This window comes from Faecalibacterium sp. i21-0019-B1 (assembly GCF_042852915.1).
GTDB lineage: Bacteria > Bacillota > Clostridia > Oscillospirales > Ruminococcaceae > Faecalibacterium > Faecalibacterium taiwanense.
The window spans coordinates 1,234,341-1,252,974 of the sequence record NZ_AP031425.1 but is presented as its reverse complement, the minus strand read 5'-3'; the positions used below and the strand labels follow the sequence as shown (position 1 = coordinate 1,252,974).

General features: G+C 56.8%; 31 protein-coding genes. 1 reads left to right on the top strand and 30 read right to left on the bottom strand.

Annotated elements, in window-relative coordinates:
- Positions 1–14 precede the first annotated feature (14 nt).
- Together ACGHP1_RS06240 and ACGHP1_RS06235 are read right to left on the bottom strand one after the other, a co-directional pair.
- Positions 15–395, bottom strand: coding sequence for a biotin/lipoyl-containing protein (locus tag ACGHP1_RS06240; protein ID WP_005940233.1), 381 nt, complete (start codon positions 393–395; stop codon positions 15–17).
- A 49-nt stretch (positions 396–444) separates the two neighbouring features.
- On the bottom strand, positions 445–1,764 hold the full coding sequence (locus tag ACGHP1_RS06235) for a carboxyl transferase domain-containing protein (protein WP_390508444.1): 1,320 nt from the start codon (positions 1,762–1,764) through the stop codon (positions 445–447).
- Positions 1,765–2,129: 365 nt separating this feature from the next.
- On the opposite strand from ACGHP1_RS06235, the gene ACGHP1_RS06230 reads away from it, so the two are divergent.
- Positions 2,130–4,085 carry a glycerophosphodiester phosphodiesterase family protein gene (locus ACGHP1_RS06230; RefSeq protein ID WP_390508441.1) on the top strand — a complete coding sequence of 652 codons (1,956 nt, stop codon included), beginning with the start codon at positions 2,130–2,132 and terminating at the stop codon, positions 4,083–4,085.
- A 293-nt stretch (positions 4,086–4,378) separates the two neighbouring features.
- Here the strand turns inward: ACGHP1_RS06230 and ACGHP1_RS06225 are convergent, their stop codons facing one another.
- From ACGHP1_RS06225 to ACGHP1_RS06090, 28 genes are all read right to left on the bottom strand, one after another.
- On the bottom strand, positions 4,379–4,606 hold the full coding sequence (locus tag ACGHP1_RS06225; protein ID WP_143405515.1) for a hypothetical protein: 228 nt from the start codon (positions 4,604–4,606) through the stop codon (positions 4,379–4,381).
- Positions 4,607–4,620: 14 nt separating this feature from the next.
- Positions 4,621–5,589 carry an ADP-ribosylglycohydrolase family protein gene (locus ACGHP1_RS06220; protein WP_390508438.1) on the bottom strand — a complete coding sequence of 323 codons (969 nt, stop codon included), beginning with the start codon at positions 5,587–5,589 and terminating at the stop codon, positions 4,621–4,623.
- Positions 5,586–5,903: a hypothetical protein gene (locus ACGHP1_RS06215; protein WP_390508436.1), complete on the bottom strand. Its 318-nt coding sequence runs from the start codon at positions 5,901–5,903 to the stop codon at positions 5,586–5,588. The genes ACGHP1_RS06220 and ACGHP1_RS06215 overlap by 4 nt, the downstream gene beginning before the upstream one ends.
- A 13-nt stretch (positions 5,904–5,916) precedes the next feature.
- Positions 5,917–6,333 (bottom strand): DUF6908 domain-containing protein, encoded by a 417-nt coding sequence (locus tag ACGHP1_RS06210; protein ID WP_390508433.1) that lies wholly within the window; start codon positions 6,331–6,333, stop codon positions 5,917–5,919.
- On the bottom strand, positions 6,330–6,566 hold the full coding sequence (locus ACGHP1_RS06205) for a hypothetical protein (RefSeq protein WP_390508431.1): 237 nt from the start codon (positions 6,564–6,566) through the stop codon (positions 6,330–6,332). The genes ACGHP1_RS06210 and ACGHP1_RS06205 overlap by 4 nt, the downstream gene beginning before the upstream one ends.
- 93 nt (positions 6,567–6,659) lie before the next feature.
- Complete coding sequence (locus tag ACGHP1_RS06200) at positions 6,660–6,851, bottom strand: Lar family restriction alleviation protein (RefSeq protein ID WP_390508428.1); 192 nt, start codon at positions 6,849–6,851, stop codon at positions 6,660–6,662.
- Positions 6,852–6,854: 3 nt separating this feature from the next.
- Positions 6,855–7,100 carry a hypothetical protein gene (locus ACGHP1_RS06195; protein ID WP_158389771.1) on the bottom strand — a complete coding sequence of 82 codons (246 nt, stop codon included), beginning with the start codon at positions 7,098–7,100 and terminating at the stop codon, positions 6,855–6,857.
- 3 nt (positions 7,101–7,103) lie between these two features.
- Positions 7,104–7,316 (bottom strand): hypothetical protein, encoded by a 213-nt coding sequence (locus ACGHP1_RS06190; protein WP_158389773.1) that lies wholly within the window; start codon positions 7,314–7,316, stop codon positions 7,104–7,106.
- A gap of 13 nt (positions 7,317–7,329) precedes the next feature.
- A complete protein-coding gene (locus tag ACGHP1_RS06185; protein WP_097777970.1) occupies positions 7,330–7,551 on the bottom strand; it encodes a hypothetical protein in 222 nt (73 codons plus the stop codon).
- A gap of 3 nt (positions 7,552–7,554) precedes the next feature.
- Positions 7,555–7,788, bottom strand: coding sequence for a hypothetical protein (locus ACGHP1_RS06180; protein WP_390508425.1), 234 nt, complete (start codon positions 7,786–7,788; stop codon positions 7,555–7,557).
- Positions 7,789–7,801: 13 nt separating this feature from the next.
- On the bottom strand, positions 7,802–7,978 hold the full coding sequence (locus tag ACGHP1_RS06175; RefSeq protein WP_242914671.1) for a hypothetical protein: 177 nt from the start codon (positions 7,976–7,978) through the stop codon (positions 7,802–7,804).
- Positions 7,979–8,162: 184 nt separating this feature from the next.
- A complete protein-coding gene (locus ACGHP1_RS06170) occupies positions 8,163–8,570 on the bottom strand; it encodes a hypothetical protein (RefSeq protein ID WP_390508423.1) in 408 nt (135 codons plus the stop codon).
- An 18-nt stretch (positions 8,571–8,588) separates the two neighbouring features.
- Positions 8,589–9,218, bottom strand: coding sequence for a GH25 family lysozyme (locus tag ACGHP1_RS06165; protein WP_390508420.1), 630 nt, complete (start codon positions 9,216–9,218; stop codon positions 8,589–8,591).
- Between the two features lie 12 nt (positions 9,219–9,230).
- Positions 9,231–9,716 (bottom strand): hypothetical protein, encoded by a 486-nt coding sequence (locus ACGHP1_RS06160; protein WP_390508418.1) that lies wholly within the window; start codon positions 9,714–9,716, stop codon positions 9,231–9,233.
- A 78-nt stretch (positions 9,717–9,794) separates the two neighbouring features.
- Positions 9,795–9,977 carry a hypothetical protein gene (locus ACGHP1_RS06155; protein WP_390508415.1) on the bottom strand — a complete coding sequence of 61 codons (183 nt, stop codon included), beginning with the start codon at positions 9,975–9,977 and terminating at the stop codon, positions 9,795–9,797.
- Between the two features lie 21 nt (positions 9,978–9,998).
- Positions 9,999–10,166, bottom strand: coding sequence for an XkdX family protein (locus tag ACGHP1_RS06150; RefSeq protein ID WP_390508413.1), 168 nt, complete (start codon positions 10,164–10,166; stop codon positions 9,999–10,001).
- A 12-nt stretch (positions 10,167–10,178) separates the two neighbouring features.
- Positions 10,179–10,385: a hypothetical protein gene (locus ACGHP1_RS06145; protein ID WP_390508411.1), complete on the bottom strand. Its 207-nt coding sequence runs from the start codon at positions 10,383–10,385 to the stop codon at positions 10,179–10,181.
- 14 nt (positions 10,386–10,399) lie between these two features.
- Entirely contained in the window at positions 10,400–11,656 is a 1,257-nt protein-coding gene (locus tag ACGHP1_RS06140; RefSeq protein WP_390508409.1) for a DUF6273 domain-containing protein, read from the bottom strand.
- Positions 11,657–11,676: 20 nt separating this feature from the next.
- Entirely contained in the window at positions 11,677–12,906 is a 1,230-nt protein-coding gene (locus tag ACGHP1_RS06135; protein ID WP_390556624.1) for a reverse transcriptase/maturase family protein, read from the bottom strand.
- Positions 12,907–13,052: 146 nt separating this feature from the next.
- Positions 13,053–13,205 carry a DUF6273 domain-containing protein gene (locus ACGHP1_RS06130; RefSeq protein ID WP_390508048.1) on the bottom strand — a complete coding sequence of 51 codons (153 nt, stop codon included), beginning with the start codon at positions 13,203–13,205 and terminating at the stop codon, positions 13,053–13,055.
- Between the two features lie 42 nt (positions 13,206–13,247).
- Positions 13,248–13,823, bottom strand: coding sequence for a hypothetical protein (locus tag ACGHP1_RS06125; RefSeq protein ID WP_390508046.1), 576 nt, complete (start codon positions 13,821–13,823; stop codon positions 13,248–13,250).
- Positions 13,823–14,209 (bottom strand): hypothetical protein, encoded by a 387-nt coding sequence (locus ACGHP1_RS06120; protein WP_390508044.1) that lies wholly within the window; start codon positions 14,207–14,209, stop codon positions 13,823–13,825. Before ACGHP1_RS06120 ends, ACGHP1_RS06125 begins: the two co-directional genes overlap by 1 nt.
- Positions 14,210–14,659 (bottom strand): hypothetical protein, encoded by a 450-nt coding sequence (locus tag ACGHP1_RS06115; RefSeq protein ID WP_390508041.1) that lies wholly within the window; start codon positions 14,657–14,659, stop codon positions 14,210–14,212.
- Positions 14,660–14,679: 20 nt separating this feature from the next.
- A complete protein-coding gene (locus ACGHP1_RS06110) occupies positions 14,680–15,405 on the bottom strand; it encodes a hypothetical protein (RefSeq protein ID WP_390508039.1) in 726 nt (241 codons plus the stop codon).
- Positions 15,402–15,548 (bottom strand): hypothetical protein, encoded by a 147-nt coding sequence (locus tag ACGHP1_RS06105; RefSeq protein ID WP_390508036.1) that lies wholly within the window; start codon positions 15,546–15,548, stop codon positions 15,402–15,404. The genes ACGHP1_RS06110 and ACGHP1_RS06105 overlap by 4 nt, the downstream gene beginning before the upstream one ends.
- 18 nt (positions 15,549–15,566) lie before the next feature.
- A complete protein-coding gene (locus tag ACGHP1_RS06100; protein WP_390508402.1) occupies positions 15,567–16,694 on the bottom strand; it encodes a hypothetical protein in 1,128 nt (375 codons plus the stop codon).
- Entirely contained in the window at positions 16,691–17,464 is a 774-nt protein-coding gene (locus tag ACGHP1_RS06095) for a putative phage tail protein (protein ID WP_390508399.1), read from the bottom strand. The genes ACGHP1_RS06100 and ACGHP1_RS06095 overlap by 4 nt, the downstream gene beginning before the upstream one ends.
- On the bottom strand, positions 17,461–18,633 hold the full coding sequence (locus tag ACGHP1_RS06090) for a baseplate J/gp47 family protein (RefSeq protein WP_390508397.1): 1,173 nt from the start codon (positions 18,631–18,633) through the stop codon (positions 17,461–17,463). The genes ACGHP1_RS06095 and ACGHP1_RS06090 overlap by 4 nt, the downstream gene beginning before the upstream one ends.
- Between the last annotated feature and the right edge of the window lies 1 nt (position 18,634).

Sequence of the window (18,634 nt, the reverse complement as noted above, 5' to 3'; positions counted from 1 at the left end):
TTGTCACCTCTCCCTTAGTTCATGGAAACCAGAACGTCACCGGAGTTGACGGTGTCGCCCTTGTTGACGTTGATGGAAGCCACAGTGCCATCCTGCGGAGCAACGATCTCGTTCTCCATCTTCATGGCCTCCAGGATCACCAGCACGTCGCCAGCCTTCACGGATGCACCGGCCTTGACCTTGACATCCAGAATGTTGCCGGGCATGGGAGCCTTGACGGCAACGGCACCAGCAGCGCCTGCAGCAGCCTTGGGAGCAGCAGCGGGAGCCGGAGCAGCCTTAGGAGCAGCGGGTGCGGCAGGAGCTGCAGCAGCAACCGGAGCAGCACCAGCGGCAGTCTCCTCCACGGAGACGCTGTAAGCAACGCCATTGACGGTAATATTGTAGTACTTCATGGAAGGATCCTCCAAATCAAAATCGTATCAAAAAGATTTATACAGACGATTACAGAGCCATGTTGCCGTGCTTCTTGGGCAGGCGGGCAGCACGCTTGGTGCTCAGCAGTTCTAGTGCGGCAACAACGCTTGCACGCACATTGGCTGCATCGCAGGTCAGGTCCGCAGCGCCGCAGGCAACTGCATTTGCTGCGCTGCACACCTCGGCGGTGTAAGCAGCAGCCTTTGCGTTGGTGGCTGCAATGATGTTGTCGGAAGCATCGATCTCTTCCTTGTACAGGACGCTGACCGCTGCGCTGGGTTCCAGTGCGCTGACGGTGCAGCCAGCCACGGCAATGCGCAGATCGGCAGCAGCCAGAGCGGTGTAAACAGGGCCGACGGCCTTACCAGCCAGCACAGCCACCTTTGCGGTGGTAGCGTCGGCATAGGTAGCAGCCAGACGGGCAGCCTCACGGATGCCGCCTGCAATGTCATCGGTCGCGCTGGGCACAAAGCCCTCGGTATCCACAATGGTGATCACCGGCACGCTGAAGGCATCGCACAGGCGCACAAAGCGGGAAGCCTTGGCCACGCAGTTGTGGCACAGGGTCTTGCCGGTGGCCACAACGCCCACGGCGTTGCCGCCCACGGTGGCAAATGCGGTGTAAACAGACTTGCCAAAGCCTGCATACAGCTCCACAGCGCTGTCCTTATCGACCACGGCAGCAGCAGCCTTTGCAGGCTCTGCACCGGCAGCCAGAGCAGCAGTGGGCTGCTCGAACTCAAAGATCGCAGGGCCGGTCAGGTTGTTGGCCGGCAGCAGGCCCACGATGTGAGCAGCCTTCTCGGCAGCTTCCTCAGCAGTGGGTGCCACAATGGCGGCCACGCCAGCCTTTGCAGCGGCGGCTGCGGTGCCGGCATCGGCCACCTTGTCGCCCTTGGCAGCAGAGGTGAACGGAGCGGTGAAGAACAGCTCTGCGCCCTCAGCCATGATGCAGACATCTGCATTGGCAGCGCTCAGTGCGCTGGTGCCGCCGCAGACACCCAGAACAACAGCCACCTGCGGGATCACGCCGGAAACCTTTGCGATCTGCGTATTCAGCTTTGCGCTGGCAGTCAGCACGTCCAGACCCTCAGCCAGCTTTGCGCCAACGGAGTTATAGAAGGTGACGACCGGGCAGCCAGTCTGAGCTGCCATCTCCAGAACCTTGATGTTCTTTTCAACATCCTTTACGGTAACAGCTTCGCCGTTCTGGTAAACAGCGTAAGCCTGCTGACCTGCCGCATAGCCGCAGGCAGCGCTCACTGCACCGTCAGCAAACAGTGCAGTGTATTCCCCGTCATCAAAAAACTTGGCGAGGATTTCTCCCTTATTGATCTTTGAAGCCATGGTAAGACCTCCTGGTTGTCTGTGTGAGCTTTCAAAATTAGTTTTATTATACTGAATTTTCCATAAAAATGCAAGAGATTCTATAAAAGTCCATGCGAATCAACATCTGTCGGCAAAGTTCTACAATTTTTTAACGATTCATCGTTTCTCCGCTTTCTCGCCTTTTTGCGGGCATTTTGCGCCGCACACTCAGCTGCCAAAAATTCTCTTTCAATTTTGTGGATTCTGTCTGTCCCTGCTGCATTTTATTTTATAAGAAGTTATGTTACACTATATTTAATTTGTAAATTTTTTTCGCAGAACAGCCCGCCGGGAAGCTTCGGGGCGGGTCATTTTGCAGAATATAAAAGGAAGGCCATGTCAAATTGAAAGATCTGCTCACTTCACTCCGCGCCTCCAACGAAACCTACAACTCCATGAAGCACTCCGCCCGGGCTATCATCCGCCGCGCCGAGATCCCCCTGCTCGCGGTCATCGTCCTGTATAAGGCTGCAACGAACCTACTGTTCGTCCCCCTGATGCAGCAGCTCTGGTCGCTCACGCTGCGGTTCGCACCCATGCACTACCTGAGCAACAACAATGCTTCCGATATCTTTTCCTCCCCCGCGATCATCCTGTGCATCACGCTCATTGCCATCCTGACCGCGTTCTGGGCGCTGTATGAGTTTTCCGTCCTGCTGCACGGGCTGGATCTTGCCCGCAAGGGCGAAACGATCCGCCTGCCTGCCCTGCTGTGCACCTCTCTTGCAGATATCCGCCACGCATTCCTGCCGCAGAACTGGCTCGTTCTGGTCTACAGTGCCGTGCTGATCCCGTTCACCAATTTTTTCCTCGCCTATAACTATATCACGCAGCTTGCCGTGCCGGAATACATCATGGGTGTCATCCGGGCAAACAGCCGGTATTACCTGCTCTATCTGGCTGCCGGTGCTGCCCTGCTGTTCCTCTATGTCAGCTGGGTGCTGGTGCTGCCGCTGTTCGTGCTGGAGCGCAAAAGCCTGTGGCAGTCGATAAAGGAAAGCTTTTGCTGCATCCGCAGGCGCGTCTTCCGTGCTTTTCTTTTGCTGCTGCGCTGGAACCTCTCGGTCGTCCTGCGTTCCCTGCTGCTGACGGCAGCGGTTGCCGTGCCGCTGTACGGCATCATCATCGCGGTCGGGCTGCAGAGCACACAGGCCATGTTTGCACTGTCCCGCGCGGCGCTGGCCATTGAGATGCCTTTCTTCCAGTTCCTGATCGACTGCGCCATCACCATGGCGCAGTGCACGATCCTCGCCATGCTGCACTGCCGCCTGCGGGAGTCTCTCCCCTCTGAGCCGGAGCCGGTCCAGAGCGGAAAGCATCACCGTTCCACCGGCAGGCTGCTTCTGGGTGCATCGGTTGCGGGTGCTACTCTGCTCACCTTTGCGCTGGCATTCTGTTACCTTGCCCTGCCCAGAGACGACGAGCTGCTCTCCATGCTGGGCGGCGTTGCGCCGGTAGTCACCGCGCACCGCGGCTACTCCGCTGCCGCACCGGAAAACACCCTGCCCGCTTTCCAGCTGGCCATCGATCAGGGCTGCGAGTGGGCCGAGCTGGATGTGCAGATGACCAGGGACGGCGTGGTCATGGTGACCCACGATACCAGCCTGCGCCGCTGCACCGGCCGCAACGAGAACATCTACGACCTGACCTATAACGAGGTTCGTAAGCTGGATGCCGGGCGCTGGTTCGGCCAGAAGTACACTGGTGCCAAAGTTCCCACACTGGAAGAAGTGCTGGACCTGTGCAAAGGTAAGATCCAGCTGAACATTGAGATCAAGCCCAATACCGCCACCCCGGAGCTGGAAGCGGAAACCATCCGCATCATCCGCGAAAAAGGCTTTGCGCAGGACTGCACCATCACCTCGCAGAGTTATGAGACCCTCTGCAAGGTCAAGGAGCTGGCGCCGGAGATCCGGACCGGCTATATCCTTGCACTGGGCGTGGGCAGTTATTACGATCTGCCTGCCGCAGATTTCTTCAGCGTACAGTCCACCTTTATCACCTCCGGTATGGTGCAGCAGATCCATAAGCGCAGCAAGACGATCTCCGCATGGACCGTCAACCGCGAAGAGGATGCCAGCGAACTGCTGAGCATCGGCGTGGACGACCTGATCACCGATAAGCCGGATATGATCCAGCAGCTGCTGAGCGAGGATGCCGACCTTGACAACAGTCTCGTCCTCCTGCGCGACTTCATCCGTGACCTGTTCGCTCCGTCCGATGTCGATGAACCCACTCCTGAGGAAGAGACCATCGAAGAAGCCATCGACGACCCGGACGAATTGCTGGATGCGTCGTAATCGCGGCTAACATCAAGTATTCTGTTAAACTACCCGGACGAATTGCTGGATGCGTCGTAATCGCGGCTAACATCAAGTATTCTGTTAAACTACCCGTACACACATAAAAAGCCCCCTGTCGGTTCATCACCGGCAGGGGGCTTACAAGTTTACCTGATCCAGTTTTATCAAGAAAGCTTACTCGAGCTCTATGGTGGGCAGTTATCTTCTGTTCGCATTGGTTATTTTCTATTCTTTCCAATGCTTGTATTTCCTGTATTTCCTCGGTTCTCGTTGGCTTCTGGGTGCTCCTGTTACTTTGGTGTTACTTCGGTGTTACTTTCCGGCTCCACCAAACCCAGCTCCACAAGGTAGCGGTTCACGGCCTCGTTGATGAAGTCGCTGCGGCTCATGCGGCCGGTTTCAACATTCTTTTCCCGGTCGTCAATATAGTTATCGATAATGTCCAGGGTGCCGGTGGGGATGTGTACCGTTGTGGGCACTCTCCGGCTGGCGCCCTTCATAGGCCTTCCGTATGGCATTGCTTTTCCTCCTGTTACTTGTTGCGGTGGCTCTCTGCTGCTGCGGCCAGAATGTCCAGATCTTGCCGCAGCCCAGGGGCCAGGGCGTCCACCCAGCGCGCCGGAACGGCCGAGAAGCCAAACCAGGCGCCTGCCAGGCCGCCGGTAATGGCTGCGTTGGTGTCGGTATCACCACCCAGGTTTGCGGCCGCGCAGACGGCCTCCTCGAAGGTCTGGGCGTGTGCGAGGCAGCTCACGGCAGTGCTCATGCTGTCCACCACATAGCCGCCAGCTGCATACGTCGCAGCCGCTTCCACGGAGCCGTCGTAAAACGTCCCCTTCAAGCACTCGTGCAGAAAGTCCGCCACGTCGCCGTCCTGGAAGTTACCAACCGATTCCGTTAATAAATATACCATTCTCGTGTACAAAACGCAAGCCTCGGTGGACTTGTCCCCGCGGTGCGTCATTTCTGCAAACGCCCTGGCCTGCATCTCCGCAGCGCCCTTTGTCTTGCAGTAAAGGCCAGGGTATACGGTGCGCATCAGAGCGCCGTTGCCTTCCACAGGGCGGCCGCCGTCGCGCCTGGTCTGTCGCGCGGCCTCCATCCAGTCCGCAGCCGTCGGAACGCCCTGCCAGCGAATGCGGCCCAGTCCCTTTGCAATGGCAATGCTGTGCGAGCAGGCGCCGCCGATGTCCTTCGGTTTGCTGTCAGCCCATGCAATGAACTGCTGGCCGACGGAGGCTACCAGGTCCAGGCCGTTGTCCCCTTCCAGGGCATCCAGGATGCCGCGGGCAACGCAAAGGGTCATCTGTGTATCGTCCGTAACCTCGCCGGGCTTCAAGTTCAGCCATCCGCCGCCGATCATGTCGGTAACGCGACCGTATGCGTCGCGGATCTGCTGGTCACTCATAAATTCCAGGGGGCCGCCCAGGGCGTCGCCAACGGCCACGCCGTACAAGGCACCACGGATTCGGTCAAGTTGCTTTTCGTTGATCTTCTTCATTTCTGTTCCTCCCGTCCAGGCATTCGGCCTGTAATCACTCGGCCGTTTTGGTCCAAAAGCGTGTAGCCGCACAACTGTGCGAAGATTTTCGCCGTCTCCTCCGGCTCGTACAGCAGAACCGCCGAAAGGTCTTCCGCCGGGTACTCTCCCGGCACCTTCACCACCTGGGCATAATAGCTGCCGCCCATGCCCAGGTCGAAAAGCTCCCGGATTATGTCGTTCTGGTCGATTTTCTGCTTCTTGGTCTTTCCGTCAAAGCAGAAGGCCGCTCCTTCCGGTACGTTCTCGACCAGCTTCAAATGATCGCCTATCATGCGCCCGCTTCCTTTACGCATGAACCGCAGGGTTGAAGCCCTGGGCCTTTATGTTCTTCGCCCAGGCCGTCACCATGGCGGCAAGGTCCTTTTTCATGGCCGGATAGTATTTTGTGGGCTTTCCGTCCACGAAGTCTTTGTAAACTTCCCAATAACGGCCGATGTAGTCGTTCTGGTAGGTCAATGGCTCCACAGTCCCGGCCTCACGGTCAACTCCCATCGTCACGTCCGGATCTCGCATAAGGTCACCATTCTGCTCTCCGTAGTGGGCCACGGAATACACCGGGCGGCCCTCGTGGTCATTGTAGCCCAGAGCCTCGATGCACAGGTCCATATATCCGTCAGCTTTGAACTTCAAGGCCTTCTCCTCGCTGGCGTCCACCGCATCGAAGAACGGGGCCAGGGTCTTGTAAACCGTCTTTGTACTCATGCTTCTTCCTCCTTTATCAAAATTTCGGCATCGTGCGCAACCTTCCGCAGTGCAGTGAGCCTTCCAGCTGTCTGGGCCAGTGAAAGAGCGGTAACGGCCACATCGTCGGCCCAGTTTGTCGGGTCGTCCCCGGCGGAAAGCCGCCGGATTGTTTCGGCCATGCGTTCTGCGTCCATCTCGCACAGAACAATTTCGCTGTTCAGTTGCATTTTGAAAAATTTTGCCTTGTCCATTTGCTGCTCCTCTCTGCGGTGTGGTTCCCGCGACCTTGCCCGGCTGGCTGCCGGGTGGTTTCGGCCCTTTCCTCGGGCCATCGTCAGGCGGGGTTATTCAGGGCGAGTATTCCACGCTTCAATAGTTCGTTGCCTGCCCAATTCCCCGCGATGTTCATAAAAATCGCGGGTAAATGTGATATTGCATTTCGGACATCTAATCCGAATGCCCTCAGTATTAGATTCAGTGATGGTCGTATGCTCCTGCCCGCAGAAAGGGCACGGTTTCAGCATTTCCTTTTTCATCGTTCACGCCTCCTTCACTTCCACGCTCTTAATGCTGTTCTCAACGTAACTGCGACCACGGAGGTGCTCGCAGCTCCAGCAGAAGCCAATTCCGCGCTCTCTCAGAAAATACCCTGCCTTGGTGTTGTCCTTTCCACTAAAGGCAGATTGAAGTGCCCAGGCCTGGGCGTCCTCCACCAGGATCATTGCGCAGGCCTCGCCGCGCTCGCCGTTCTGGATAGTGTCGTAGGTGAAAATAACGTTCTTCATGGTTTAGTCCTCCTCTGGTGCAATAAAACGCGGCTGCGGCTCGATGCCGTGGGCCTTACAATATGCGGAAGCCTCTTTCTTTGCCTTGCAGCTGTAAACCAGCTTGCCTTCCGGGAGGTCGCCGCTCGGGCATCGGTGCGAATACTCGTGCACTTCCCAACGTGATTCCATCGAGCCGCTTCCGAAGTAGTGCCGCCTTTCCATGGTGTAGATCATCGCGCCGCCCTCCTCAGTGTACCTTAATCAGCGTCCCGCTGTTCAGAATGTACCATTCTTCGCCGTTCTTAACGGTCGTCTTGCAGCCCTGTGCTTTAAGCAGCATCCGCATTTTTGCCAGCTGCTTTTCGGTGCACTGCATCCAGAAGAATCCTGCGTAATTGAACCACTCGTTGCTCTGGATGTTCACGGAACGGGCATTCTCAAAAATGCGGTTGAAGGTACTGGTTTTCATGGTTTAGCCCTCCTTGCCTTCGGCTTTCTGCTCGATTTCGAGCAGCTCGTTGTAAATTCTTTCGGCCTCGTCGCCGGTCAAGTTGAACTGTTCGATCAGGTCGGAAATTGCATCGGACCGCCAACCGCCTTCGTACAGGGACGCCGCAGAATACTGGGCGTCGTATTCCTCCCGGCCGCCGCAGCGGAGGTCGTCGCGCCAGTTCTCGTAATCGGTCTCTGTCATGCTCAACATCATAATTTAGCCCTCCTTAGTAACAAACCGTGGATTCATTGATGCGGATGAACTTCCCGTACTTCTTGCCGAGCCGCTCTGCGCAGACGTAATTGTAAACGTCCAGCCGGTTTCTAAACTTCGGGTCCCGGTCGGTGAATACCAGGGTAGTTTCCCGGAACACAACCTCGAACCGTGTATACCGAACCTTCATTTTTCGTTCCTCCACTTGTGTGCTGCTGTTCTCTACGCCTTTATTATAAACCGCTTCGGTTTATAAGTCAAGAGGGAATTTTGCGAAACACGATTATTTTTAGGCAAAAAGAAAAAGCCCCACTTTCAGCGTATTGCTGAAAGTGGGGCTTTCGTATGCTCTTAGGTGGGGTTTGTGTGTGGCGTTACTGCTGCGCAGCCTTGGCCGTCTTGTTGCGGTCGATCTGGGCCTGGATGCGCGTGGTCAGATAGCCCACGGTGTCGCCGCCGGAAATTCCCTTGATGTAGTCCAGAGCGTCGCTGCTCAGGCTCTTAATTGCGGCGGAAATTGCGCCATTCAATGCCTTGGCCTGGGCGGCCTTATCGAAAGAGCCGGTCTTTTTCAGGTCGTTTACATAGGTCTGGTTCATGGCTGCCACGGCATCCGCCACGGCGTCGGTGATCTCGCAGCAAATGCGCTGAATGGTCTCGTTCTTGATCTTCTCGGCCGTGGAGGCGTTGATGGCAGCAGCCGCCTTGTAAACGTATGCGGTTGCCAGGGGTGTGCAGATGGTCAGGACGGAAAAAAGAAGCTGGGTCAGAATCTCTTTCATGGTGTTCTCCTTTCAATTTTAGCGGATAGAAGAAAGCCCGGCCCTCTGAATGATGGCCGGGTAATTTTTATAGGCGTGGTTCAGGTCCACGTCGCCGGTGATGCCGGGGACGGTTCCCTCGCTGGTATACTGCCAGATACCGTGCTTGCGGGAGGGCCGCTTGCCGCGGTAGTCCGCGATCCACAGGTCAAACGCTTTCAGGGCGTCCATGTCCAGCTCCGTGTTTGCGTAGCTGGTATAGGTGTAGACCATGGCATAGAGGCCCCAGGCCTCGATCTGTTTAGCAGCGCCCGCCACAAGGGCGGAAAGTTCCTTGGCCGGGATGGGTTTCAGCTTGTTGTCCTCCACATCGACGGCAACGGGGAGTTGGAAGGTCTTGCCGGTCAATGCCTGGCGCACCTTCACAAGCTCCACGGCCCGGGCTGCCTCATTCTGGGCGTAGGTGTAGTAATAGGCGCCCACAGGGATGCCCAGGCGGGTGCATTCCGAATAGTTGCGCTCAAACTGGGGGTCAATGTAGACGCCGCCGAAGCTCTTGTTGGTGGAAACCGTTTTCAGGATGGCACCGTCAATTTTCCCGCTGCGCTTCACCGCGTCCCAGTCGATTTTCCCCTGGTAGCGGCTGGCGTCCAGGTACTTATAAATCATTTCGAGTCCTCCTTAAAGAAAGTCGTGCTTTTCCAGGCGTTCATCATAGCAACGCTCAATATTCGCAATAGCATGGGTGCACTTGTTGTTTTTATACTCCTCGTGCGACTTGCAATACGTTCTGTAATCGTCAATGATGCATAAAATCTCGTCGAAGTCCTCTTGGGTGTGCTCGATGCCGCGGACAAGCTCATTGTTAAACCGAAGAATCCGGCTCCGCAAAAGGTCCGCGTTGCGCTCGTCGTCTGTGCGGACGTGGTCGTCCAGGAGGCGCCGGGTTTCCTCCTGGTAGTGCTTGAGTTCCTCCCACTTCTGGTCCTGGCTTTTTTGCGCGGCCTCCATTTTCTCGGAAAGCTCCGCAGTCAGGGCGCGGCCGATGGCCCGCACGATGGTCTTCCATGGGTTGATTTCGATTTTTTTAATCTGAAAAATTCTTGTGGCCGCCATAAGCCCGGCGGCCACAAGTCCGGCTGCTGCAAGTAAGTCTTGGGTGCTCATGTTCCCTTCTTTCTGCACTTTGCGCCACTATAAGAAAGCGGCAATCATAGGCTACCACCTCCTTTCCTGCTGCTTCCATCAAAGCGGAAACGGGAGCTCGTCCGCGCCCAAAAGCTGGCCGATCTGACTGTCCACACTGACAATCTGTTCTTCTGCGCATACCGCGCCAACCTGCGCTAAGGCGTCCGCCTGGATGCGGATGATCTCGCTCTGCTTGCTCACAATGTCGGTTAAGGCTTCGATAATCTGTAAATTACTCAAATCACGCTGCCCTCCGAAATTTTAGGCCGTATAGTCTTCGCCCGTGATGTTCTTGTAGTCGTCGGCGGTAATTTCACCGCTTTCCACGCGCTCGGCAAGAACTTTCTTCACGCCAACGCGGCGGGATGCGGGCATCTCTGCCCAAGTCTTAGTGCCTGCAATCAGGCGGTTTGCCCAGATAATGTTCATGGTGATACCTCCTTATTCCTTGTTCAGCGCTGCGTCCAGCTCACACAGCGCGGTTTCGATGGCGGTCAGACGCTCCTCGTTGGCCGCGTCCTGCTCGCACATTGCGTCCTCGACCTCGGCCACGCGGTCAGGCAGGCGGTCTTTCTCGGCCTGCTCCTTGGCCTTGGCTTCCTTCTGTGCCCGCGTGGGCAGATCGTGTTTCTTCCAGTTCAGTGCCATTGTCCTGCACCTCCTTATTCAAAAGCGCCGCTGACGGCTTCGATGTAGCCGCCCTCGCCGCTTGCGCCGCGCTCCACGCTGACGCGGAAATTGAATGCAGCGCCAGCCGTGGCGGTCTTATTCTCAAAGACGATGTTCACGCCTTTTTTTACCTCGGTCGTGGCATCCTGCCACACCGGGGCCGCGTCCTTGGCGTTGTTGGTCACCTCAGCCTTGAACTTTGCATCATCCGGGATGGAGCCGGTCACCTGAAGCACGGCAACGGTAATGTCGCCCTCAACGGCCAGCGGTTCAGCCAGCGTCACGCTTGCGGCGTGGACGGCCTTGGTAAAGGTCGCGGACGTGCTGATGGTTTCCTTGCCGTCGCTCACCTCAACGGTGATGGTGTGGTTGCCGTTCAGGATTTTCTGGAATCCGGCAGCGCTGGCCGTCTGCTCAAAGGTCAGGGCCGTGCCGCTGGCAACGCCGGTGCGGGTCTTGGTGGTCTTGCCGTCCAGCTTTTCGGTGACGGTCAAGGTGTCGCCGTCGGCATCCCTGACGGTGTACTTCCACGCAAAGGCCGCGTTCTTCTGCCCCAGAGCTGCGCCGTCCGTGCTGACGGTAGGTGCAGTGTTGACACTGACCGTGCCATCGTCAGAGACCACGAGTGTAGAGGGAAGAATGAAAGCGGGGCGAACACCATAGGAGTCGTCGTACCAGTTGTAGTAGGAGCCATCCGAATTGACGTACCAGACGCCGTAGGTGTTGTTGGTGACCGGAGAGCGCAGCCACCAGACGGCAGCGTCGCTGCCATTGTATGCAATACGCTTGCTGTTACCGCCGGAGCTGTTGCCAAAGTATGCCAGCCTCACACCGTCCTTCGGGAAATAGCCGTTGTCGCTGGTCGTCCAACCAACCTCATAACCAGACAGCAGGAACACTTTGGTGCTCAGGCCGTTGGAGCCGGTGGCAAGGCTGCCGCCGGAACCAGTGCCGTTCTGGTACGGGATTTTCACCTGCTTAATAGCTGCACGGATGTTGCTGTCGATGAGGTTGTAGAACGTCCCGTTCAGGTATGTGTGGATGCTGGAATCCTTGTAGGAGTTATTGTTGCCGAACGTGGACGTTGTGTAGATGTCCTTCATCAACAGCCACGTTCCGGCGCAACTCGAATCATAGGTGCTGGTATTCGGATTGCCCTGCTGCACAACAATAAAATCTTTGGACGCGCCGTTGACTTTGATTTTGACAATGCTGCCAACGGCTTTCGTGCCCAGTTTTACGTTTGCCATTGTTACCTCCTTGTTTTCGTTCAGGCCCACGGCATGATCTCCGCAGGCCGCGTGTTCTGCGATTCAGAGAGGGACAGGGCTTTGTGCTGCTTCTTGTAGATGCAGCGGCATTGCCTCGCCCGCCGTCTGTCACGCGCGAGTTTGTTCGAGTTGATTTTTCGATGGATAGGGATTTTACAGTCAAGCAATTTTTCGAGCCGGTCAGCGTACTTGCGGCGTAAAGAGTAGGTTTCACCATGGGCGGCATGGGCATCCCACGCATCAAAGCTCCGCAGGATTTCCTGCTTGGTTACTTCGCCTGCGGGGTATGCTGTTTCCCAATACTTGATCTTGTTCTTCATCCGCTTGGAGCTATCCCGGCGCAGCTTTTGGATGACCGCGCCGGTGTCGGTCAGGTAGCTATGGAATCCCAGAAAATCTATACCGTTCCGCAGCGGGAAGATGGCGGTTTTCTGGTTCAGCTCAAGGCCGTAACTGTCCATAAGCGCCCGCACATCCCGGAGAATGCACTGCAATTTACGCTTGTCCGAACAGATGATATAGAAATCGTCCATGTATCGGCCATAGTATTTGATGCGGTACTTCTCTTTGATGATGTGGTCGAACTCATCCAAAAACATCAGCGCAAAGAGCTGGCTCGTCTGGTAGCCCAGCGGCAAGCCGTCCTCCATCACGTCGATGTAGATGCAAAGCAGCTCATAGACACGCAGGTCAACGCCGCGCTTGTCCAGCACGGCCTTGAGCTTGCGTTTTAACTTCCGGTGGTCGATGCTGGCAAAGAAATGCCGCACATCGCCTTTCAGCACCCAGCCGTCCGCGCCGTGGCCCTCACGGCGGTAATAGTCCACCATGTGGGTTTTCAGGCGCATCAGGCCGTCGTCTGTGCCTTTGCCGGTCTGGCTTGCGTGGCTGTCCCGGATAAAGCTCTTTGTCAGAGCATCATACAGGATGTTATCGACCAGCGCGTGCAGCACCACCTTGTCCACAAATGCGGGGGCGTGTACCATGCGGCGCTTCGGCTCGTAGACGGCAAAGACCTCAAACTTGCTCGGCACATAGCATATCTGCTGCCGGATGTCGCCGCCCGGCTGGCGCACATTGCGCACGGCCAGCTTGCGGGACAGCTTTTCCGTACAGGCCAGCGCCTGCGCCTCGTACTCGATTGTTTTGCTTTTACTGCGCTTTCCCTTCCGGGCTTCAAGGTAGGCTTTGTAAAGCACCTCGAAGCTGCACAGTTCTTCGTATGTCAAAATTACCCTCCGCTGGTTCGCGTTACGGTAGTGGGCTGCATCCGGCAGGGATGGCCCACCTCAGCGGGATGTATTTATCACTTGCCTGCATCGGCAAGCGACAGGATGCGGTTTCCTTTGATGGGCGCACTGCTTTCAGCTTATGCCTACTCGTCACACGGTTCCATCAGAGCGGGGCGAACACCCCAGGAGTTGTAGCACCAGTTGAGGCTGCTGGAGCCATCGGTGTCGACGTGCCAGACGTTGTTGTTATTGTTGGTGTTCGGAGAGCGCAGCCACCAAATGGCAGCGTCAGACAAACAAACCGCACCCTTTATGCAAAGCGGTTGCCCGCTGTGCGTTTACGGTTCCGGGTAAAGGGCAGCTTTCAGGGCGGCAGCCTGTTCGGTCAGCCGTTTCCGTTCCGCTTCTGTCCGGAGTTTTTCGGCACGTCCGCGTTCCGACGTGAGCCACTTCATCGCCGGGTATTTTACGTCCGTGACCTTCTTTGTCCAGATACCGGCTTTCTTTGCGCTGATGATACCTTCCTCCGTGCAGATGGTCAGGTATTCCAGTAGCAGAGAGCAGCCGTCCACAACTGCGCCGATCTTCTCAATGCGCTTGTCGTAGTCGGTCTGGAAATTGACGTTGTTCGCCGCGTGTGCATCCAGCAGGATTTGCCGGGCAGTCAGCCGGATGCCCTCACCGTACAGACGGAAAGTGCTTTTGGAAAAGCCCTCCCTGTCCCGTGTGTCGAGTGCATGGACGGCAGTGCCGCACACCTTCTGGATGTCGCGCACATCTTCGAGCGCCGCGACTTTCTGGATGATCTTCCGGGCATCGCTCCGGCTGATGTCGTCGGTGACAATGCGGGTTGCCCTCTGGGTGTACCGCAGCAGCTCCCGCGCATTCGCGCCGACCTTGAATGTTTCAGCCATCAGAACTCCACCCTCGCCTGTTCGGCGTTCCACGCACCTGCCACGGTCAGGCCGTCCAGACTGCCGAACGTGGCAGAGAACGGATTTTTCGTGACGTTCGTGCCGAACTTCAGCTCAATGGCCTTGATGCTGGCGTTCATAGCTGCCACGCTGGCGCGGATGTCGCCGTGGGCGTTGGCTGCTTCGTTATGGGCATCCACCGCCGCGCTGATGCGCTGGTCGGTCTCGGCCTTTTTGTAGCTGTCCACTTCCCACCGCTGGCTCTCGGTCAGGTGGCCGTTTGCATCCAGCGTGGCAATGCCGCCCGGAATGCCGATCTGGTCAGTGCGGACAACATCTTCATCCGGCGCCTTGCCGGGGCCTGCATTAAAAGAACCGTATGCCATTTAGGTTCCCCCTTCCTGTGCATCCGTGTATCTCACGGTGCTTGTAATGTGATACTGTGCAGAAATTTTCTCGGTCGGAGCTTTGGCGGCCCTCAGCCGCAGCTTTCCTTCGAGGCTTTCGGTCGCAATAAAGCCCACCGCACCCGCCACATCGTAAAATTCCGGCAGTACCGTAACATCCACAATGTCGGTAGCCAACAGGCCCGCAATGGGGATGTTACAATAAAAATAGCCGGGGGAGGAATCATCCTCGCCCCAGCCATCGACCGGAATCGTAAAAGACACCGCAGCCGTGACATCCTGCTTTTCGTGCAGGATGTCATCGGTTTCCTCGAATCCGTTTGCCGTTGCTTCGGAAAGGTCTCCGATTGCGGTGTTGCACTGCTTGATGTGGCTGCAAAGCGCGGCAAGCCCTGTGCCCAAAAGCGTTTTAATCTTCGCTTTTGCCATAGAGCTTACCTCCTCATGTCTTAGTCAGCCAGCAGAGCGGCGATCTCCTCTGCGGAGAAGTCCTCCACGTCCTCGTCGTGCAGAACATTCTCCGGCTCGGTGTACACGACGACTTCCTTGCCGTCGATGTTCACATTGCCGTTGGTGGAACTGGCGGCAGTCTTGGTTGCGCCCTCAGAGACACCGGCCAGCTTTTCGCCCTCGGCATCGCTCATAAGGCGCTTGCCAGCCTCGGCGCCCACGAAGTCCGCAGGCTTCTTGCCGCTGTCGGTCAGATTGCCTTCGCCATCCAGCGCAGCAAAGTTGCCGGTGGTGGCACCGGCGACCTTATCGGCCTTGCCGGAGATGCCCACCTCCTCAGGGGTGGGAACATACAGACCATCGTCCTTCAGAACCAGGGCGTTGCCGACAGCAGCGGAAACATTGACCTTGACATCCACCTCATAACCAGCGATGGTAACGGTGGTGGATGCATCCTTGCCAGTGGCCTTGGCCTTATAGGTATCGACCAGAGCGGCCATGCTCAAGAAGGAGTAGGTGCAGGAGTCCGGGTTCTCTCCCTTGACGGCCAGCACCATGACCGGCTTGCCTTCCAGCTTGGGGTCGGTAGCGCCGGGATAGGTGGCAGTGTCGAACTTGAACTTTGCAACAAAGGTGGTCTTGGTCTGGTCGAGGAACAGCTCAGAGGGGAAGTCAACGGAGAATGCAGCGGAGCCGGTCTTGTCAGTGCTGGTGTAGAAGTTCACAGTGTTACCGTCCACAGCCAGAGACTTGATGCGGCGTTGGCGGCGGTCTGAACCGGAGTAAAGGCATCCTTCTTGACGAAGGTCTTCTTGATCTCGGCGGTCAGGTTGCGGATGGTGGTCTTGGTAGAAATCTGCTTAGACATAGTAGTGTCCTCCTAAAATTATTTCAGCATATCAACGATTTCCTGCTGCGTTTCTTCCTCGTTCAGCAGGTCTTCGCTCGTCATAACGGTTTCTTTGCGGACAGTCAGCGCGTTTGCGCTGTCAAAGTCAAGGCCTTCGCCAATGCGGACGGCAATAGCGCCGCTCGCGTCACGCTTCAAGCCCTGACCGATGCTTACGCTACCGGTTTCACCCGAACCACCTCCTTTCCCGAACAGGGTCACGGTCGCCTGAATATTATCGGACGGGATGCGCTGTGAAAAGAATCTGATGAAGCCATCATGCGTTTCGCACCCGTTCAGGACGCCCGCTTTGGTCGTAGTATAGAAGCTGCCGGGAGATACAACGCCAACGGGTACAAGCTCGCTGGTGCTGTCCGACAGTTCTGCATCATAAATGCACTGGTAGTAATCCATACCGCCAGCGTTTTCGTAATCATCCTCGCTGCGAGCGGGCTTCCACCCGTCAGCCGCAAGGGTGAGTTCGTAGGAGCCATAGTAGCCGCCGCCTGTGCCGCCGTCCACCTGCTCCTTGATAAGAGCCTTTACCTGTTCTTCGTTCAGGATTTCCCCGGATTCAGACAGGTTCTTCACGGCTGCGCTGACCGCTGCCGTGATTGTCGCCGCATGGGCGTCGGCATTGGCATTGTGCTTCTCGATCTCGGCTTTGACCAGCTTCATCAACGCCTGCACCTGAGGGTCAACGGCGATGGACATGTTGGCTTCTGCCGAAACAGCCAGCAGAACGGCGATTTCAAACGAAAACTCGGAGTTCGTGCTTGCGGCAGGGACTTCAATGCCGCGTTCATCCTGCATGATAAACAGGAGCGTTTCTGCGCCATCGTTCAAGACACCGAAAACGCCGATCTGGTGCATAACGTAGGTATCTGCTGCACCGGTGGCCTGAATGCTGACCTTGCGGGCGGTTTTGCCGTCGTCCGTGACGGTTTCAATGCCCAGCAAGGACAGTTCGTGTGTGTCTCCGCTGACTGCGGTTTCTGCCGACAGGTCGGTGTCAACAGAGCCGGTGCCGCTCGCGGCGCGGGTAATGGTCAGTGCGCCGCCGGAGAGAGATTCCGACAGCAGGGCGGCACCGGCTTTCGTGTAACTGGATTTTTCCCAACTCACGTTGTCTGTCCTCCAATCGTAATGGTTATGGTTTCATGTGTGTGTGCAAGCCTGCCTGCGGCATAGGCTTGCGCGGAAACGGATTTCGGGGTGATGATTCCGGGGATTTCGACTTCCGCCATCATCCTTGCCGAAGCGGCGGCACCGGCAGTGTATGCCGTGGCTCCAACAGCTCGCGGCTTGATTACACCCGGCAGCCGGATGGTGCAGGATGCATTAACATTGTATAATTTCCCGGAAATATACGCGAGCTTCGTTTTCGGCTGATACAGCAGAGATAGGCGATATGTCAAATGCGACGGTTTAATTTTCTTTATCTGCTTTACAATGCGAAGAACATTTACTTCCTCCGCATCATCTGCTTTCAGATAAACGCCAAAAGTATACGGTGCGATATACTCTCTAATTTCCACGTCACATTGCGTTGTTGCTTCAAGAATCCTTTTGAAACGTTCCGGGTTCATCGGAGCACGGGCGCCGCGGCGGGCGATTATGTCCGCCCGGCGGGCTGCCAGGCTCCGGCTCTCGTCCACCTCGATGCCGTAACGCTGCTCCCAGTAGCGCAGGGCCCAAGTTGCCGTTTCCGGGTTTGCCTGCTCCCGCAGTTCCGAGAAGCGGATCTCCGCGTCGTCCACCTCCTGGCCCATGACCTCATAAAGCCACTTCGCCACATAGGACCGCTCATAGATAGGCGAAACGCGGGAGATCATGCGCTGGGAAACGCGGTTTTCGGGGAATTTTTCAAGGTCGAAGTTCTTCCGGGTGCTCATTCGCTGGTCGCCTCCGTGTCCTTGATGCCGTAGATTTCACCGGTGCAGGGGTAGTCTGCCGGGTCCAGCGGAATGTCTTTCACGTCGCCGTTTACAAGGACCTTGGAGAAGTTCTTCACGCCCTCGGTGCGGGTCAGTGCCGCGTGGATCTCGTTATACTTCACCAGGCTGTCAGCCTTGGCGGTGATGTAATACTCAATCAGCGCAGAACGGAAGGTTTCTTCCACCTCCGTTGCGGTCTTGGCGCCGTCCAGCTGCAAACCCTCGACGGAAATGTTCACCACTTCGCCCTCGGGGGCCTGCACCAGAAGGATTGCGCCCACAGGTGCCTTGCGTTCAATCCGGTTGTCATCCCTCATAATGTGGTCATACACGTTTTGGATAATAGAGCCGTTGGCGGGCTCGCCGGAAGAATCCAGAATAATAAGGCGCACCCAGTTGGGATGCGTCTTTTCATACTGGGCATCAACCAGTACCGTGCCCACGCCGGAAACCTCTTTGGCCCAGCGGATATAGTCCGCGTCGCAGCCCACAAAGGATTCGCCCGAAGTTTCGTCATACTCCGCAATGCGCAGGCGGAGGGATTCGTCGTCTTCCTCCTCTGCGCCGCCGGTGATCTTGTCGGCGTTGTTCACAAGGGTAACGCCTGCAATCGGGTCCATCATAATTGTAATGACTCCCGCGCCCACGTTGCCGGTGGGGCCGGGCTCTACGGCCGTTACAGCAACGTCAACGGTGCCGTCCTCCCCGTCGGTCGCCTCGCCAATGTAGGCCGCGGAATCCGTGGCGTATTCAATGGCGGGCACTCCGCCGCAAGAAGGCGCACAGACCACAGTCCCCTCCGGGATCTGTGTGCCAGGCGTACCGGTGAAGGTAACGATACCGGCCGCAGCGTTCGCCGGGCGTCTGGAAAGGCCGTCAGCCCTGGCGTGGCCGTCAAGGTATGCACCATAGGACCACGCCGGAAACATCAGCTTCAAGGTTTCCACAAGGTGGAAATTCAGAAGTTCGTCCTTTTCAAGCGCTGTCGGATAGGTAAAGTCCCAAGGGAAACCGCCTTCGGTGTCGTCAATGTCGGGCGGGAGGCTTTCCATCATGCGCGCCTGGATCTGCTCTGCCGTTTCGGTTTTCAGCCAGTCAGGCGGAGAAAATGCCGGAATTGTGGCCATG